Raw genomic sequence first — 15,141 nt, 5'->3', positions numbered from 1 at the left:
ACGGAAAATTTTCTCTACTCCCATACAATTTTATACAGACTGAATCGATGACGACTTCACAAGCCCACTCTGCTCAAGAACAAAAGCTCTTGCACGCCAAACTCAATACGGAAACTTCGCAAATTGCGTGGTCTGAATTGCTGCGTTATTTCGCTGGCGGTTTGGTGATCGTCGTGAGTAGTGAGCTTGATCTGGTCGATGTTGCTGCGCGTTTTTCCATCGATGACAAGGCGACGGTTGAGCAATGGCTGAATGAGGGCAAGCTTGCCAGGGCGACTGATGAGCAGGCGACCGCATGGCTGGAAGTGGATAGCTTGTTGTGGGCTGTTGTGGCGCGGCCATGGGTGCTGGTGCAGGAAAACAAACCGGCTTGACCGGTAAGCATGATGAGCGACCAATCAAAGAACAAGGCGTCAGATAGCGATCCATTGCATGGCCAGAGCCTGGAGAAAATCCTGCTCGCGCTGGTGGACTGCTACGGCTGGGAAGAACTGGGCCGACGCATAGAGATCAAGTGCTTCAACATCGATCCCAGCATCAAATCAAGTTTGAAATTTCTGCGCAAGACACCGTGGGCGAGAACGAAGGTGGAAGAACTGTTTGTGAACATGCCCGACTGAATAATCGGGCATGTGGGCAGGACGAATTACTTTCCGCTATTACAGTTTCGATTGATGGTGTATCGCGACAAACAGCGTAGCCAGCGTCGACAGTACAGTTTCAAAGTGTGGTTTCGGTTCGGTGTTGTCCCAGATGTAATGTGCCATCACCGCGTCAAATTCCTTGCTGCGTTTTTTTGCTGTCACCGAGTGTGCGCGTGTAATCGCTTTCAGGAACTGGCGACGCATATTCGGAATGACCGGAATGTGTTCGCTGTCATCGAGAAACTCGAAGCCGCTCGGCAAGGAGTTACCCTTCATCTGGAATTCCAGTCGTTCAAATACGGCAGGCGGCAGATTCTTTACCAGTTCGCAGCCGCTTTCATTGAGTTTCAGCACCATGCTGAAGCCGGCCGGATAGATGACATCCTCGTCTTCGCGTTCGGATAAAAATACCGCGAGGCGCAACGCATATTCGGCATTGAATGCGTCGTCGCGCGTGCTGTTCTTGCTGGTGCGGGTGGCCGGCCAGAAGATCAGCGTGCCGGGCGTACTTTCGTCGTCCGGATCGGGGAAGAATTCGACCGAGATATCGTTGGCGGAATCGCCGGCAACCGAGAGCATCTTCAACACGGGTGCGGCGAGGTCGCCCAGAATGGAAGCGGCAATCGTGCCGGTGGCGGCGATGTCGGCGCTGCTCAGGTCTTCTACGATGTAGCCATCGAGTGGCTTGAGTAAGGCATTGGGGTCGAGCATAAGCGGTGTAGTCATTTTCAAATTGATGTAGTTTGCTGCTGCAACCGTGCGGCAGCAGGAGTCGTTGCAATATAACTTAAAACCCGGCGGCAACGAAATGGAAATGCCGGGAAATGCCGTAAATGCATAGGCAACATGGAATTTGTCATGCAAGATCGACGCTGGATGATCGGTAACGGCAGCCCGTCAAACGAGGGCAGTGTTGTTGCGATCACGCGCGCCACATTATTTATTCAGCAAGGAATCCGTATGTATTCATGGCTAGTACCCGCCGTCAAGGCCATTCTGCCGCACGTAGGCACCATCATTGACGCCGCTTTGCCGGTATTCAAGAAGAGCAAGGTCGATGAGAATGCGCCGACGCAGGAGGCGCTGTTGCAGCAGCAGATTAACGAGCTGCAGGACGTGGCATCGCAAAATGCCATTCGCATCAAGGATCTGGCCGAGCAGCTGCAGCAAATGGTAATGACGCTGGAGCAGGGCGTGATCGCGAATGAACGGCGTTACAGACGCATGTTCTTATTGTCATGGATAGCCGTCGCACTGTCGCTGGCAGCCATAGGCTTGTGGTTCTGGGGTAGTTGATCTGATGATTGCAATCAGGCGATGAACTTGCTGCAGGCATATTGCAGCAAGGTAGTGCGAACGAAACAAGATGAACTTTTGTTAACAACTCCTGTCAGTAGTAAGGCTTGCTGTGCTCATCAATTTGGTTGGCCGCATGCATCTCCGAGCGAGCATTTCGTATCGGTTGCTTATTATTGAACAAGGAGTTGCCATGATAAAACTACGTACAATTCTCGCCGGCACGGCAGTGCTCATGTTTTCGCAGTTTGCAGCTGCCCAGTCAGCCCCGCAGTACTGTCCTGTCCTTGTCGTTGTCCCTGCTTCGCAGGCACCAAGCGATCCTAACGACCCAAGGTATATCGATCAATCGCGCTTGAATTACACCGATGATGCCCTGGTTAAACGTCGTATCGAAGCTGCTGGCGGAACGCCCTGCATGGCGCAGGTGATGCCTGCGCCAGGTTCGAGTATGCCGGGCAGATAATTTCTGATTCGAATTGCTGACTTGGCAGCCGAGCGCGTTGAGTTTTGCCGGCCATGAATGCGCTCGGCAATTCGCTGTTCGCAACGCGCGCATTCTTTTCTTGCAGCCGTGCTGCGAACAATCAAGTTAACTTTCTGTTAACAGCACGCTGTCCCTCATAGCATGCGCATAGCCTGTTGATATTGATGGGTGGCATCAGCTTCCGTACGAAATTCGTTTCGATTTCCTGTTATTTGGATAAGGAGTTCTTGTGATAAAGCTACGAACCATACTTGCCGGTACTGCAGTGGCCATGTTTGCCCAGTTTGCTGCGGCACAAGGCAGTGCACCTGCCAATCCTAACGATCCGGCATACACGGACCAATCGCGTTTGAATCAAAGCAACGATCCCTATGTGAAAAAACGTGTTGCCACGAAAAAAGCCAAAACCGAATACAAGGCTGAGAAGAAGGCCGCCAAAAAGGAATACAAACACCATAAGGCCGATGCCAAGTCTGACATGCACGATGCCAAAAAAGATGCCAGCGACACGCGTGCAATGGAGCTGAAAAACATGCCACCGATAGCACCGTCCAATTAATATTGTCGGGTGTAATACAAGGCGAGGCCGTTCCGACGGACTCGCCTTGTTTCGTTTTGACGGAAGATTTATTTGCGCCAGCACCGCATGTTTCTTGTGTGAGTCTGTGTCAGGCTGAATGTATCAGCGCAATTTTTCCTGACATCTGGCGGGAATAATCACATTAAAGGCGCTGTGTTTTCATACAGTGAATGTTATGCTGTGCAGCATCTCATTTCTGTTGTCGTCGTCTTATGTCTACGCGTCCCCGCCATATCGCCCATCTTGATATGGATGCGTTTTATGCATCGGTTGAATTGCTGCGTTATCCCGAATTGCGTGGACAAGCGCTTGTGATCGGCGCCGGTTCGGCCCATGAGCCGGTATTGCAGGCGGATGGCAGCCGCCGCTATGCGCGCCTGCGCGATTACGCCGGACGCGGCGTGGTGACCACCTCAACGTACGAAGCCCGCGCCCTGGGAGTATTTTCCGCGATGGGGCTCATGAAGGCGGCGAAGCTGGCGCCGGATGCAATTTTGCTTCCTACCGACTTCACTGCCTATCGGCATTATTCCAAATTGTTCAAGGCCGCTGTCAGCGTGATTGCGCCGCAGATGGAAGATCGCGGCATCGATGAAATCTATCTCGATCTGAATGAGCAGACTGACGATATTGCAGTCGTTGCACAGCGCATCAAGGATGCGGTGCTTGCTGCGACGGGTTTGTCATGTTCGATCGGTGTCGCACCCAACAAGCTGCTGGCGAAGATATGTTCGGATCTGGAAAAGCCGAATGGCTTGACGATACTTTCGGAAGCAGATATCCCGACGCGTATCTGGCCCTTGCCGGTGAAAAAAATCAATGGCATCGGCCCCAAGTCCACAGAAAAATTGGCAACCCTCGGCATACTGACGATAGAGCAACTGGCGAAGTGCGATCCCGCTGTGCTGCAGGCAAACTTCGGTCGTGTCTACAGCGCATGGCTGATGCGGGTTGCGCAAGGCATTGATGAGCGGGAAGTTGTTACACGTTCGGAACCGAAGTCGATCAGTCGTGAATCGACATTGGAGCGCGATCTGCACGCAAAACTGGATCGCAGCGAATTGAGCGCCTTGTTTACGCGGCTGTGTGAACGCGTGGCGGATGATTTGGTGCGCAAGGAATATCTGGGTCGCACGGTCGGCATCAAGTTGCGTTACGCCGATTTCAGTACCGTGACACGCGATCTGACCCTGCTCGAGCCAACGAATGATGCGCAGGCAATACGCCAGGCTGCCGGCGAGTGTTTGCGCCGCGTGCCGCTGGACAAGCGCTTGCGCCTGCTCGGCGTGCGCATCACTTCTTTATCGAAGCCGGGTGCCGTGCCGTCCACGATAGTGGCGCAGGGAGAGTTGTTTGCTGCGGAACAGCTTTGATATCGGCCGGGGCTGCACACCCAAGGATTGAGTCTGCAACTCCAGCCTGAGTGAATTTATTCGCCGGTTTTTTCGGTGGTGTCCTGCTTGCCGTAAAACTGCACGCCCATCGCAATCCGTTCACGACCGCTCTCGCGTCGGTGCTTGTTGGTATCGCGCAGCGAATACACGCAACCGCAATATTCCTGCTGATAGAAATTCTCGCGCTTGGAAATTTCGATCATGCGTGCAGAGCCGCCTTTTTTGCGCCAGTTGTATTCCCAGTACAGCATGTCCGGATATTTCGCCGCCGCGCGCACGCCGCAATCATTGATCTGGTTCATGTCTTTCCAGCGCGAGATGCCGAGCGAACTTGAAATCACCGGGAAGCCATGTTCGTGCGCATACAGGGCCGTGCGCTCGAAGCGCATGTCGAAGCACATCGTGCAGCGTATGCCGCGCTCAGGCTCGTTCTCCATGCCCTTGGCGCGCTCGAACCAGTTGTCGGTGTCGTAATCGGCATCGATGAACTCGATGTTGTGCTTTTCGGCGAAGCGGATGTTTTCTTCCTTGCGCAGCAGATATTCTTTTTCCGGATGGATGTTCGGGTTGTAAAAGAAAATCGAGTAATCGATGCCGGAGGCCAGCATCGCTTCCATCACTTCACCGGAACATGGCGCGCAGCAGGAATGCAGCAGGACCTTGCCGGGTTTGCTCGGAAGTGGGATGGGTTCGCGTTTGAAGTCGGGGGGGGAATCAGTCATGGTGCTTTCTCGTTGCGATGAGCGCATGGTCAGGAAATATGCGGAGGCAACGAGCCTTTGTGTGCCGGGTTTGTATGTTACCAGAACTGGAAAATCCTGAGAGGCGCGCAGGCGGATCACTTCACTCCGCAGAGTGTCGGCTGTGCCGAATCTTGAGACGAAAACAAAAATGCCCGCTTGCGCGGGCATTTTCTTATTTTGGCGGAGTGGACGGGACTCGAACCCGCGACCCCCGGCGTGACAGGCCGGTATTCTAACCAACTGAACTACCACTCCAAACTACTAAACTGATTCAGATACTGCTGTTTGACTGATTGGTGGGTGCTGACGGGGTCGAACCGCCGACCTACGCCTTGTAAGGGCGCCGCTCTACCAACTGAGCTAAGCACCCGCGTAATACCGCTTACTCAGTCAAACAATTGTTGGCGTCGACCAACGTGTCTGAAGGGCCCGAAGTATAGAGCATATTAAAAAATTTGTCACCATTGTTTGCGGAATCTTTTCTTTCGGGCCATATTTATTTTTGAGGAATGCGCGATCAAAAACGTTTTCGCGCAGCGAGGAGCCTTGCGCAAGAGCGAATATGCGGTGAGTCGCCTATAATGACGAGCTTCCTTTTCTTTCCGGTTTTTGTTATCAATACTTTACTTCGCCGCATTCTTCACGCTCTGCTGTTTGAAATCTGCGCCCTGATCATCCTGGTTCCCCTGATGTCCTATGGTTTCGATATGGATCTTTTCCATTTCGGTGCGCTGGCGTTGATCCTCGCTGTCTGCGCGATGGTTTGCAACATGATTTACAACCACGCCTATGAAATCGTCGAGCGACATTACGGCTGGCGCCGCACGATCGGCATGCGGGTCTGGCATACATTGGGTTTCGAGGCGTTTTTCATGGCGGTCGCATTGCCGCTGACGGCATGGTGGCTGCATATCTCGGTCATCGACGCCCTGGTGCTGGACCTGGTGTTCTCGGTTTTCTTCATGCTGTATGCGTTCGCCTTCAACTGGGTGTACGACATTGCGCGGCATCGCCTCAGTCGTTCCGCTTAAGGCGTCAGCAGATTCAGCCCGGCATATTCTGTAGCGTTGCCGCATCCTTGTTTGCCGCTTCGACATCCGCGGTTGCCAGTCGCACCTCGGAGCCGAAATGCAGAATCGAAGTAGGGCGTGCAAACAGAATGCCGCGTTGTGCGCAGGCTTGCATCAGCTCCAGATTGATGCGCTGCTGGATATCCATGTAGGTGTTGTAATCGCTGCTGAGCACATAGTAGACAACTTCAAAATCGAGGCTGCTGGCGCCGAATTTGACAAAGTGCGCGCGATCAAAGCGCGTGTTGTCGATGGCGCTGATGATTTCACCCAATACACTGCCGAGCTGGCCAACCTTGGCGAGCGGTGTTTCGTAACGAATGCCGAAGCTGAAGACGATGCGCCGCTCGGCCATGCGCTTGTAGTTGCGTATCACTGATTTCAGCAGTTCGGTATTCGAGCGCACCAGTTGCTCGCCCCCCAGGCTGCGCAGGCGGGTCGTCTTCACGCCTATATATTCGACCGTGCCGAGCATCACCTCATCGACAATGATGAAATCGCCAACTTCAAACGGCTTGTCCAGGCCTATCGACAGCGATGCAAACAGATCGCTCAAAATGGTTTGCAAGGCCAGTGCAATCGCGATGCCGCCTATGCCGAGGCTGGCAACAAAGGCTGTAATGTTGACGCCCAGATTGGCCAGCACCGTCAACACGACTGTCAGCATGACCGCCAGACGCAACAGAAATACCATCGTGGTGGTGGTCGCGCGTTTGCGCAAGTCCGGATTGATGCCGGAGATGTCGAGATCTTCCAGCCAGGTATTGATGCCACGGTTGATCCATAGCAGCAGCTGAATACCGACGACTATCACACCCGCCTGAAACAGCCGCAATTCCAGAGTGGCAGGCAGCAGCAGTGTTTGCAGACCGATCAGCAGTGAAAACAGAAAATACAGATAGCGTTTGGAGCCGGACGCCATGCCCACGACGACTTGATTGATACGCTTGCTGGCTACTCTGAGCGGTAGCGCGATGCGTCGTTTCGCCAGATGAGCGGTAGCGCGGGTGAGCACATCGAGCAGCAGATAAATCAGGCACGTTGTGATCAGTGCATAGAGCCAGCTTTCCAGTGAAATGCCGAATACCATCCAATTTTGCAGTACAGCCATATGTCTATTTCTCCTGTTGCGCGCAGCTTGTTGCGACTTGCCAGCTGTCCGCGCTCTGAAAATAAGAGGACGTAACAGTTGAATAGTTCGCAAATGTTTTCTGCAGGCAAAAATACAGATGGATTGCGGCATCCGTTTCTCTGGTTACAATCGTGAATTCTTTAAGGCCGCGCATGAAAATTTCCTCGTCGACAATAGCTCTTTTTCCCCCGCTGCAACCGTATCGCAGCGGCATGTTGCCGGTTGACCAGTTGCATACCTTGTACTGGGAAGAGTGCGGCAATCCGGAAGGCGTGCCGGTGCTGTTTCTGCATGGCGGCCCCGGTGGCGGTATTTCACCGTCGCACAGGCAATTTTTCGATCCGGCGTATTACCGCATTGTGCTGTTCGATCAGCGCGGCGCGGGAAAGTCGACGCCGCCGGGCGAAGTGCGCAACAACACGACGCCGCTGTTGATCGCTGACATTGAGGCGATACGCCGCATGCTGGGCATAGAACAATGGCTGGTATTCGGCGGTTCGTGGGGTGCAACGCTGGCGCTTGCATACGGGCAGGCGCATCCGCAATGCTGTCTCGGTTTTGTATTGCGCGGCATTTTTCTCTGCACGCAAGCGGAGATAGACTGGTTCCTGTACGGCATGCGCACCTTCTTCCCGCAAGCGCATGATGCATTCATCGCCGACATTCCGCCGTCTGAGCGCAGCGATTTGTTGCGCGCTTATCAGGTACGCCTGTTTGGCGATGATGCCGATGTCGCTGCCCGCGCCGCGCGCAGCTGGAGTCGTTATGAAGGCAGTTGCCTGTTCCTGCAGCCGCAGCCTGAAACCATAGAAGCATGCGGTGACGATGCGATTGCAGTCGGCATAGGGCGGCTGGAAGCGCATTATTTTCTGCATGGCGGATTCATCGAGGAAGATCAGTTGATCCGCGATCTTGATCGCATACGCCACTTACCTGCCGTGATCGTGCAGGGTCGTTACGATGCGGTGTGCCCGCCGGTATCGGCGTGGCGTTTGCATCAGGCGTGGCCGCAGGCAAAGTTGCATATCATTGCGGATGCGGGGCATGCAGCGATGGAGCCTGGAACGGCCGCGGCACTGGTGGCGGCCACCGAGCAATTCAGGATGCAGCAGTGTTTCGACTGAGGGCGTATTCAAATAAGTGAACGCTATGGCAATTAAAATCGCTGTTCCCGGTCATATGCAGCAGGCGCCGGTGACGACCATCCAATTTTATAAACGGACGATGATGAAAACACGACTCACGATCTGCCTGCTTACGCTGGCATTGGCCGGCTGTGGCGGCAAGGCAGTACTGGATAGAAGCGAAGTTGAAACCACTGGGGATGGCACTTCTACCGCCGATACGGTGGGCGAGTACAAGTTTGCGCTGGCCCAACGCATTGCGCAGGTGAATTCCACCAAAATATACATAGGCCGGCCACAAGCCCTGCTGCGCTCGGTCGTGGTGGTCAAGTATGTGGTCGATGCCAAGGGCAGTCTGGTGCGCAGCGAAATCATGCGCTCCAATCGCGATCGCAGCACCGAGGCCACGGCGCTGGCAAGTTTACGCAGCACGGCGCCTTTTCCCAAGCCGGCTGCCTCATTGTTGCGGCATGGCCGGATAGAGTTGATGGAAACCTGGCTGTTCAATAACGATGGCCGTTTTCAGTTGCGCACGATCGCCGAGCCGCAAATGGATGAATAAACAGTCATATCGCCACACGCGCGTCATGTAAAAAATACAAAAACAGGAAAGGGCGCGATGAGCATAAGCTGGATGATCAATGCAACGATAAGTACCTTATTGTTGCCGCCACTGAATTTGATTTTGCTTTGTGCGCTCGGCTTGTGGCTGCGCCGACGCTGGCCGCGTGGCGGACTGACCTTGTCCGTCGCTGCTCTGATCATGCTGACTGTGTTGAGTACACGCATGGGTGCATCGCTGTTTATCCATCCGCTGGAGAAAATGAATCCGCCCCTGCTGTCGGCCAAGGCCGCAGGGGCGCAGGCGATTGTCGTGCTGGGCGGCGGGCGCATCAGCAATGCACCTGAATACGGCGGGCAGAATATTCCCTCTGCCATTGCACTGCAACGCCTGCGCTATGCGGCAAAACTGCAGCGCGAAACCGGCCTGCCTCTGCTCGTAAGCGGCGGCCGGCCGGACGGTGCGTCCGAATCCGAGGCCGCCGGCATGGCGCGCGTATTGCGGGACGATTTTTCCGTGCCGGTGAAATGGCAGGAGGATATGTCGAATAACACCGCCGAGAATGCGCAATTTTCCAGCCGTGTGCTGCGTGCGGCTGGCGTGCAGCGCATTCTTCTCGTGACGGATGCGATCCACATGCAGCGTGCAAAGATCGCATTTCAGCAAACCGGTTTACAGGTGGTGCCTGCCGCGACGCTCTTCACGAGTGCCGCGCGCATAACACCGGCGGATTTTTTGCCGACCAGCTTGCATATGGCGTCTTACGCGCTGCATGAATGGCTGGGCCTGGCCTGGTATTGGTTGCGTCATCGCAATCCGACCAGCTGACGCATGCGCAAATGCATCTGTGCATGCGTCATGCCGCAGCAGATTGATTTGCCGCTCGCTAATCAATCTGCTTAAAATGAAGCACCTGGTCGCATGACCATTATTATTTTTTCAGGACGGCAGCATGACTTTGATTGATAGCAAACGTCCTTCCAAGCTTTATTATTTTTCCGAACGCAGCAGCCTTGAGCGTGCGTTGTCGCTAGGGGAATTCCGTTTAAGCCCGCCCATAGCTGACTTGCCTGCGCAAACCGGCGCCGGCGGCTTCCTGGTTTTAAGTCTGATGCAAACCTTTGACGGCACCTTGTTCGATGCCTTGCCGCATGTTGATGCGTATCTGGTTGTGCATAATGCCGAAGAGTTCGGTGAACGGCTGCATCGGGCTGTGCAAAAAACCCTGCCTAGCTGGGCCGGCATCGATGCCGCAGTTTCATACGGCGCACCCAGCCCCTTGGGCAAGATATTTTCCAAGGCGAAAAATCACGCGAGTGAAAACGAATGGCGTTTCGCCTGGCGGCCCATGCAGGCAGGCACATCGCTGCATCCTGTTGTGATCAAGATCGGCAGTATCGAAGATATCGCCGAACTGCACAGCCGGCACGACTAGCAGGCGGTCTGCAAATCAAATTTCTACATGCATTGCAAGGATGAATGATGAAGACTCTGGAATTCGATGTGGCAGTGATAGGTGCCGGCAGTGCCGGGATGTCGGCATATCGCGCGGCCAAGACACACGGCAAGCGCGTTGCCTTGATCGAGGGCGGGCCTTACGGTACGACGTGCGCACGCGTCGGTTGCATGCCGAGCAAATTATTGATTGCGGCAGCGGATGCGGCCCATGCAATCGGTGAGGCACCGGGTTTCGGCGTACACGCCGGTGCCTTGCGCATCGATGGCAAAGCCGTCATGCAACGCGTCCGGTCGGAACGCGATCGCTTCGTCGGTTTTGTCGTGCAGGGTATCGAACATATCGATGCCGCCGACCGTCTGCGTGGTCATGCGCGCTTTCTTGCGGCGGATTGCCTGCAGGTCGACGAACATACGCAAGTCAAGGCGCAGTGCGTCGTGATTGCCAGCGGCTCCAGTCCGCAGATACCGCCAGAGCTGAGTGGCCTGGGTAAACAGCTGATAGTGAGCGACGATGTATTTAACTGGGATGATCTGCCGGCATCTGTGGCGGTCATCGGCACCGGTGTCATTGGGCTCGAACTCGGTCAGGCGCTGCACCGGCTGGGCGTGCGGGTGGCGATTTTCGGCCGCAAAGCCAGAGTTTCGCAATTGAGCGATCCCGCCGTCAATCAAACCGCCATCGATTGTCTGGGAGCCGAGCTGGATCTGCGCCTGAATACGACAATCGTGACGGCCAGACTGAGCGGCGCGCAGGTTGAGCTGCATACGCGCAGTGCGGATGGTGGTGAACGCACCGAACATTTTCAATACGTACTTGCAGCGACCGGACGCACGCCGAATGTGAGCGGGCTGGGACTGGAGACGACGGGTTTGCAATTGAACGAACAGGGCTTGCCGACGTTCGATCCATCGACGATGCAGTGCGGCGATAGCGCCATCTTTATCGCCGGCGATGTGAATAATGATCGGCCGCTCTTGCATGAAGCAAGCGACGAAGGACGGATTGCGGGCGACAATGCCGGACGTTTCCCCGCTGTTGCAGCCGGCTTGCGGCGCGTTCCGCTGGCAATCGCCTTTACCGATCCGCAGATCGCGATGGTCGGGCACACTCCGCGTACCTTGAAAAAAGGCTGCTTCCAGTCGGGCGAAGTTTCATTTGAAGATCAGGGGCGCAGTCGCGTGATGCGACAGAATCGCGGCCTGCTGCGCGTGTATGGCGAACCGGGTTCGCTGCGCTTTCTCGGCGCTGAAATGACAGGGCCGCGCGCCGAGCATCTGGCGCATTTGCTGGCGTGGGCATGTCAGAGCGGAATGACGGTTGATCAGATGCTCGACATGCCGTTTTACCATCCGGTCGTTGAAGAAGGCTTGCGCACGGCCTTGCGTAATCTAAAAGAAAATTTGCTGCAGCATGTCAGCGCGATCGAGCATTGTGCCGATTGTACGCCGGGCGTCTGAGCAGAATAAATTTCGTCGCCAATCGATTTATTGACGCTTAATGTGCGCTAACGCCTGTTCACAACAGCCGGATATATGATAAAACTTCAGTAAGCGTGCGCCATGACAACCAAGGCTTGCGATCCGCCTGCAACTAATAAAGCGAATCGGTGTCACATTGTTGACTGGCGGCAAGGCATACTTCAGTTAACGCGGGCACAGTTATTCAACCGCAGTACCGTGCTACAGATTTTTATCGAAGACGGAACACTGTTTTTTGACGATATAGGGGAACCCACCATGAAAGCATCTACCTTGAAAACTACACGCAGCGATATGAAAACACTGGTCAAGGACGCACAGGAATTATTCCGTGAAGCGACCAGCGCGACCGGCGAACGGGCAGACGAATTGCGTCATCGCGGTCTGCAATTACTGGATTCCGCACTGACCAAGGCGCAAGAGGTGCAAACCGCAGCGCTTGAAACCGGCAAGGAAATTGCAGAAAAAACAGACGACTACGTACATGAAAATCCATGGCGTGCAGTGGCGATTTCAGCCGGCGTCGGCGTATTGGTGGGCCTTCTGATTTCACGCAAATAATCGAGGCGGGCTCAACATGGAACAGCCAAGCGCGCGGCCGCAGAATGATCGCCCCGGCCTGATAGGCGGGGTGGCAGAGCTGGCCAGGAATACTTTCGGCTTGTTGATGAGTCGCATCGAACTGGCTGCGCTGGAGCTGGCGGAAGTGCGTGCCAATGCATTGAAGCTGGCGGTGCTGTTTGCGCTGGGCGTCGTCATCGCCTTTTTTGCCATTGGCTACTGGACGGTGCTGATTGCCTATCTCAGCTGGCCGGTACTGGGCTGGAAAATCCTGCTCATCCTCGCTCTTGTGTTTACGGCGATCACAGGCGGTATCTTCTATTACCTCAAGTCCCTGATTGAGCAAGGGAAATTGTCGATGCCGGCAACGATGGAAGAATTGCGCAATGATCATGACGCTTTGTTGTAATTCAAGAGGCTAGGCATGACACAAGACAGAAAGCTGCAGGAAGAAGAGACGCTGGCGCAGCGCAAGGCAAGATTGCGGTTGCAGTGTCGCGCATACCGCTCCGGTATCGGCCGGGCACGCAACACGGTGCGCGCGCATCTCGGTGCGGATGAAATAGCCAAGACCGCAATCGGTCTGGTCAGCGCACGCGCACAATCCGCACTGGCCAATTTTTCCGATTTGCTGGATTTCAGGAATATGTCGGGCGCCAAGCTGCAGCGTCTGCTGCCACTGATCGTCAGCGGCGTATCCCTGCTGGCGCGTCGTTCCTTGTGGCGGCCGATACTGAAAGGCGCAGCGGTAGCCGGAACAGCTGCTGCCACCGTCTATTTCCTGTCGCGCAAGAAGGCGAAAAAAACGGATGGCAAGCATGTCGCCTTGCATGAACATCTGTGATGCATGCGCTTCCGTTTATTGAATATCTGCTGCAGATGCGGCGGCAGATAAAATAAGCGGACAATAAAAAAGCCGACTTCAAGTCGGCTTTTTTATTACTGCATCAGTATCTTATTTTGCAGCGGCATCTGCAGCCGGCGCTGCGGCAGGCGCAGGTACTTTCGGTTCGGCAAACTTGCCGCCGGCGCTATTGGCCAGCAAGACGACTACGCGTTCAACTTCAACATCGTCCAGATCCGGATTGCCACCTTTGGCCGGCATCGCACGAATACCTTGAATCGCGTGCTTGACTAGGGTTTCATAACCTTGCGCAATACGCGGGCCCCATGCGCCGGCATCGCCGAATTTCGGTGCACCTGCTGCGCCGGTGGCGTGGCAGGCGGCGCAAGCCATTTTGTAGACTTCTTCACCGGTTTTCAGTACTTTCGGTGCGTTCACGTCTTTCAGGGTGAAGCCTTCGTCAGCAACCGGTTTGATGCGTGCGCTGACCGCTTCCGGCGCCAGACCGTCTGAACCTGCACCTATGGTTTTGTCATTTGTGACGTAAAGCACCAGTAATACGATACAAATGATGGGAACCAGAAAGCCGGCCAAAATGGCCATGATGAGTTGCTTAGGCGTCTTGATCGCGGATTCTTCGTGGTGTGCGTCGCTCATTATTCCCTCAATACATTTTTTGAAATCGTTAGCCAGCGCATGCGGGCATGTGTGCTGCGCAGTGCATGTGTGCAGCTCATGCCTCGCCAAACCCTTGATTATAGACGTAAAGTAAATGATAGGGAACGGAAAAACGTCGCTTTACGTGGACGGAAAGGCGGAAAAACGGTATCCTGCAAACCTCCTCCGGGGTTCTCCCTCATGCGGCTGTAGCTCAGTGGATAGAGTATTGGCCTCCGAAGCCAAGGGTCGCTGGTTCGATTCCAGCCAGCCGCACCATGTTTTTCAATTAAATCAATTGCTTGCGCAAATTTATAGCGTCGCCGCGGGACCGTATTTTCTGCGCGTGCGGCTATCTTTTTTGCAAAAACAAGACGAATATTCCCGGTATATAAAAATCATCTTCGTTGCGACCGGATTAGTTTAGCCATACTCTGGCCTGTGTCAGGAATGACATGCCCCCGGTGCGCAGAATTTTTGCGGAGCGGGGGCATGCGATGTGAGGTGTTTCTGGCAGGCCAGAAGATGGTTTTTATTTGAGAACTACAACGGGCAAGGGGCTGTGGAGCAGTATTTTTTGCGTCACGCTGCCTAGCAGCAGCCGGTCGAGACCTTTTTCACCGTGCGATGCCATAAAAATAGAGTCGCAATTGAAAAGGCCGGCTGCCTTGAGAATTTCTTCATGCGGGCTCTTTCCTTTTACGGCGTGCGTTTCAAAAGGTACGCCTGCCTTGCCAGCGATGTCGGCGACTTTCTTTGCGTTCTGTGCCGCGCGTTCTTCAGCGCCCGGCAAATCGGCGTAAGGAAAGTAGGGGTAGATCTGTTCAACTGACAAACCCACTACCGTACTGCCATTTTCTTTTGCAAATTGCACGGTCTTTTCTATTGCTTTGTTGGATAAATCGGAACCATCGCTAGGCAGCATAATTTTTTTGAACATGACAATCTCCAGATTAAGAATTGATATGGCATTTACCTATGGCGTTTAACTAATACCTTGCGTATATCTTAGGTCTTTAAAGGAGAAGGTTTTTGACTTGCATCAACAAAGTGTGGGCGGTTTGAAATTGTTTTAACCCGAAGAGCAGGTCGCCAATTTGTGAAGTGCGC

The 15,141-nt window shown here is 54.3% G+C and carries 20 protein-coding genes and 3 tRNA genes; 16 read left to right on the top strand and 7 right to left on the bottom strand.

Annotation, left to right across the window (positions count from 1 at the left end):
- Positions 1-47 precede the first annotated feature (47 nt).
- A complete protein-coding gene (locus ACIQW9_RS11905) occupies positions 48-374 on the top strand; it encodes a DUF2288 domain-containing protein (protein WP_402336984.1) in 327 nt (108 codons plus the stop codon).
- A 12-nt stretch (positions 375-386) separates the two neighbouring features.
- Positions 387-620 (top strand): VF530 family DNA-binding protein, encoded by a 234-nt coding sequence (locus tag ACIQW9_RS11900; RefSeq protein WP_402336981.1) that lies wholly within the window; start codon positions 387-389, stop codon positions 618-620.
- Positions 621-659: 39 nt separating this feature from the next.
- Here the strand turns inward: ACIQW9_RS11900 and ACIQW9_RS11895 are convergent, their stop codons facing one another.
- Entirely contained in the window at positions 660-1,370 is a 711-nt protein-coding gene (locus ACIQW9_RS11895) for a hypothetical protein (RefSeq protein ID WP_402336979.1), read from the bottom strand.
- Between the two features lie 132 nt (positions 1,371-1,502).
- On the opposite strand from ACIQW9_RS11895, the gene ACIQW9_RS11890 reads away from it, so the two are divergent.
- The 4 genes from ACIQW9_RS11890 (at position 1,503) to dinB (ending at position 4,380) form a co-directional block, all read left to right on the top strand.
- On the top strand, positions 1,503-1,940 hold the full coding sequence (locus ACIQW9_RS11890; protein WP_402336977.1) for a hypothetical protein: 438 nt from the start codon (positions 1,503-1,505) through the stop codon (positions 1,938-1,940).
- 193 nt (positions 1,941-2,133) lie between these two features.
- A complete protein-coding gene (locus ACIQW9_RS11885; protein WP_402336974.1) occupies positions 2,134-2,406 on the top strand; it encodes a hypothetical protein in 273 nt (90 codons plus the stop codon).
- Between the two features lie 250 nt (positions 2,407-2,656).
- Entirely contained in the window at positions 2,657-2,986 is a 330-nt protein-coding gene (locus ACIQW9_RS11880; RefSeq protein WP_402336971.1) for a hypothetical protein, read from the top strand.
- A gap of 233 nt (positions 2,987-3,219) precedes the next feature.
- Positions 3,220-4,380: a DNA polymerase IV gene (gene dinB, locus ACIQW9_RS11875; RefSeq protein ID WP_402336969.1), complete on the top strand. Its 1,161-nt coding sequence runs from the start codon at positions 3,220-3,222 to the stop codon at positions 4,378-4,380.
- A gap of 56 nt (positions 4,381-4,436) precedes the next feature.
- Here dinB and ACIQW9_RS11870 read toward each other — a convergent pair whose 3' ends face one another.
- The 3 genes from ACIQW9_RS11870 to ACIQW9_RS11860 form a co-directional block, all read right to left on the bottom strand.
- Entirely contained in the window at positions 4,437-5,123 is a 687-nt protein-coding gene (locus tag ACIQW9_RS11870; protein ID WP_402336966.1) for an epoxyqueuosine reductase QueH, read from the bottom strand.
- Between the two features lie 199 nt (positions 5,124-5,322).
- Positions 5,323-5,399 (bottom strand) — tRNA-Asp (locus tag ACIQW9_RS11865).
- A 39-nt stretch (positions 5,400-5,438) separates the two neighbouring features.
- Positions 5,439-5,514 (bottom strand) — tRNA-Val (locus tag ACIQW9_RS11860).
- A gap of 211 nt (positions 5,515-5,725) precedes the next feature.
- Here ACIQW9_RS11860 and ACIQW9_RS11855 point away from each other — a divergent pair.
- Positions 5,726-6,175 (top strand): PACE efflux transporter, encoded by a 450-nt coding sequence (locus ACIQW9_RS11855; protein WP_402336963.1) that lies wholly within the window; start codon positions 5,726-5,728, stop codon positions 6,173-6,175.
- 13 nt (positions 6,176-6,188) lie between these two features.
- Here the strand turns inward: ACIQW9_RS11855 and ACIQW9_RS11850 are convergent, their stop codons facing one another.
- Positions 6,189-7,325, bottom strand: a complete 1,137-nt coding sequence (locus tag ACIQW9_RS11850) for a mechanosensitive ion channel family protein (RefSeq protein ID WP_402336960.1) — start codon at positions 7,323-7,325, stop codon at positions 6,189-6,191.
- A 173-nt stretch (positions 7,326-7,498) separates the two neighbouring features.
- Here ACIQW9_RS11850 and pip point away from each other — a divergent pair, with 173 nt between their 5' ends.
- The 8 genes from pip (at position 7,499) to ACIQW9_RS11810 (ending at position 13,374) form a co-directional block, all read left to right on the top strand.
- A complete protein-coding gene (gene pip / locus ACIQW9_RS11845; protein WP_402336958.1) occupies positions 7,499-8,470 on the top strand; it encodes a prolyl aminopeptidase in 972 nt (323 codons plus the stop codon).
- 103 nt (positions 8,471-8,573) lie between these two features.
- Positions 8,574-9,032 (top strand): hypothetical protein, encoded by a 459-nt coding sequence (locus ACIQW9_RS11840; protein WP_402338021.1) that lies wholly within the window; start codon positions 8,574-8,576, stop codon positions 9,030-9,032.
- A gap of 57 nt (positions 9,033-9,089) precedes the next feature.
- The gene (locus ACIQW9_RS11835) at positions 9,090-9,860 is read left to right on the top strand and encodes a YdcF family protein (protein ID WP_402336956.1); all 771 of its coding nucleotides are present in this window, start codon (positions 9,090-9,092) and stop codon (positions 9,858-9,860) included.
- Between the two features lie 124 nt (positions 9,861-9,984).
- Entirely contained in the window at positions 9,985-10,467 is a 483-nt protein-coding gene (locus ACIQW9_RS11830) for a hypothetical protein (RefSeq protein ID WP_402336953.1), read from the top strand.
- 47 nt (positions 10,468-10,514) lie between these two features.
- Positions 10,515-11,948: a dihydrolipoyl dehydrogenase gene (locus ACIQW9_RS11825; protein ID WP_402338018.1), complete on the top strand. Its 1,434-nt coding sequence runs from the start codon at positions 10,515-10,517 to the stop codon at positions 11,946-11,948.
- A 279-nt stretch (positions 11,949-12,227) separates the two neighbouring features.
- The gene (locus ACIQW9_RS11820) at positions 12,228-12,530 is read left to right on the top strand and encodes a YqjD family protein (protein WP_041323848.1); all 303 of its coding nucleotides are present in this window, start codon (positions 12,228-12,230) and stop codon (positions 12,528-12,530) included.
- A gap of 16 nt (positions 12,531-12,546) precedes the next feature.
- Positions 12,547-12,939, top strand: a complete 393-nt coding sequence (locus tag ACIQW9_RS11815; protein WP_402336950.1) for a phage holin family protein — start codon at positions 12,547-12,549, stop codon at positions 12,937-12,939.
- A gap of 15 nt (positions 12,940-12,954) precedes the next feature.
- Entirely contained in the window at positions 12,955-13,374 is a 420-nt protein-coding gene (locus ACIQW9_RS11810; protein ID WP_402336948.1) for a hypothetical protein, read from the top strand.
- Between the two features lie 111 nt (positions 13,375-13,485).
- On the opposite strand, the gene ACIQW9_RS11805 is transcribed toward ACIQW9_RS11810, so the two are convergent.
- Positions 13,486-14,031: a c-type cytochrome gene (locus tag ACIQW9_RS11805; protein WP_402336945.1), complete on the bottom strand. Its 546-nt coding sequence runs from the start codon at positions 14,029-14,031 to the stop codon at positions 13,486-13,488.
- Between the two features lie 203 nt (positions 14,032-14,234).
- Between ACIQW9_RS11805 and ACIQW9_RS11800 the strand changes: the two genes are divergently transcribed.
- Positions 14,235-14,310 (top strand) — tRNA-Arg (locus tag ACIQW9_RS11800).
- Positions 14,311-14,563: 253 nt separating this feature from the next.
- Here the strand turns inward: ACIQW9_RS11800 and ACIQW9_RS11795 are convergent.
- Positions 14,564-14,971 (bottom strand): universal stress protein, encoded by a 408-nt coding sequence (locus ACIQW9_RS11795; protein WP_402336942.1) that lies wholly within the window; start codon positions 14,969-14,971, stop codon positions 14,564-14,566.
- Positions 14,972-15,141 lie beyond the last annotated feature (170 nt).

It is taken from the genome of Herminiimonas sp. NPDC097707 (assembly GCF_044761395.1).
Classification (GTDB): Bacteria; Pseudomonadota; Gammaproteobacteria; order Burkholderiales; family Burkholderiaceae_D; genus Oxalicibacterium.
The sequence above is the reverse complement of the archived record's forward strand: the minus strand, read 5'-3'. Positions and strand labels throughout refer to the sequence as shown.

Coding starts and splice junctions, on each gene's coding strand:
- ACIQW9_RS11840 (WP_402338021.1), top strand. CDS start 8,574: ATGAAAACACGACTCACGATCTGCCTGCTTACGCTGGCATTGGCCGGC.
- ACIQW9_RS11900 (WP_402336981.1), top strand. CDS start 387: ATGAGCGACCAATCAAAGAACAAGGCGTCAGATAGCGATCCATTGCAT.
- ACIQW9_RS11895 (WP_402336979.1), bottom strand. CDS start 1,370: ATGACTACACCGCTTATGCTCGACCCCAATGCCTTACTCAAGCCACTC.
- ACIQW9_RS11830 (WP_402336953.1), top strand. CDS start 9,985: ATGACTTTGATTGATAGCAAACGTCCTTCCAAGCTTTATTATTTTTCC.
- ACIQW9_RS11820 (WP_041323848.1), top strand. CDS start 12,228: ATGAAAGCATCTACCTTGAAAACTACACGCAGCGATATGAAAACACTG.
- ACIQW9_RS11885 (WP_402336974.1), top strand. CDS start 2,134: ATGATAAAACTACGTACAATTCTCGCCGGCACGGCAGTGCTCATGTTT.
- ACIQW9_RS11815 (WP_402336950.1), top strand. CDS start 12,547: ATGGAACAGCCAAGCGCGCGGCCGCAGAATGATCGCCCCGGCCTGATA.
- ACIQW9_RS11870 (WP_402336966.1), bottom strand. CDS start 5,123: ATGACTGATTCCCCCCCCGACTTCAAACGCGAACCCATCCCACTTCCG.
- ACIQW9_RS11810 (WP_402336948.1), top strand. CDS start 12,955: ATGACACAAGACAGAAAGCTGCAGGAAGAAGAGACGCTGGCGCAGCGC.
- ACIQW9_RS11855 (WP_402336963.1), top strand. CDS start 5,726: ATGACGAGCTTCCTTTTCTTTCCGGTTTTTGTTATCAATACTTTACTT.
- pip (WP_402336958.1), top strand. CDS start 7,499: ATGAAAATTTCCTCGTCGACAATAGCTCTTTTTCCCCCGCTGCAACCG.
- ACIQW9_RS11805 (WP_402336945.1), bottom strand. CDS start 14,031: ATGAGCGACGCACACCACGAAGAATCCGCGATCAAGACGCCTAAGCAA.
- ACIQW9_RS11890 (WP_402336977.1), top strand. CDS start 1,503: ATGCAAGATCGACGCTGGATGATCGGTAACGGCAGCCCGTCAAACGAG.
- ACIQW9_RS11825 (WP_402338018.1), top strand. CDS start 10,515: ATGAAGACTCTGGAATTCGATGTGGCAGTGATAGGTGCCGGCAGTGCC.
- dinB (WP_402336969.1), top strand. CDS start 3,220: ATGTCTACGCGTCCCCGCCATATCGCCCATCTTGATATGGATGCGTTT.
- ACIQW9_RS11795 (WP_402336942.1), bottom strand. CDS start 14,971: ATGTTCAAAAAAATTATGCTGCCTAGCGATGGTTCCGATTTATCCAAC.
- ACIQW9_RS11850 (WP_402336960.1), bottom strand. CDS start 7,325: ATGGCTGTACTGCAAAATTGGATGGTATTCGGCATTTCACTGGAAAGC.
- ACIQW9_RS11835 (WP_402336956.1), top strand. CDS start 9,090: ATGAGCATAAGCTGGATGATCAATGCAACGATAAGTACCTTATTGTTG.
- ACIQW9_RS11905 (WP_402336984.1), top strand. CDS start 48: ATGACGACTTCACAAGCCCACTCTGCTCAAGAACAAAAGCTCTTGCAC.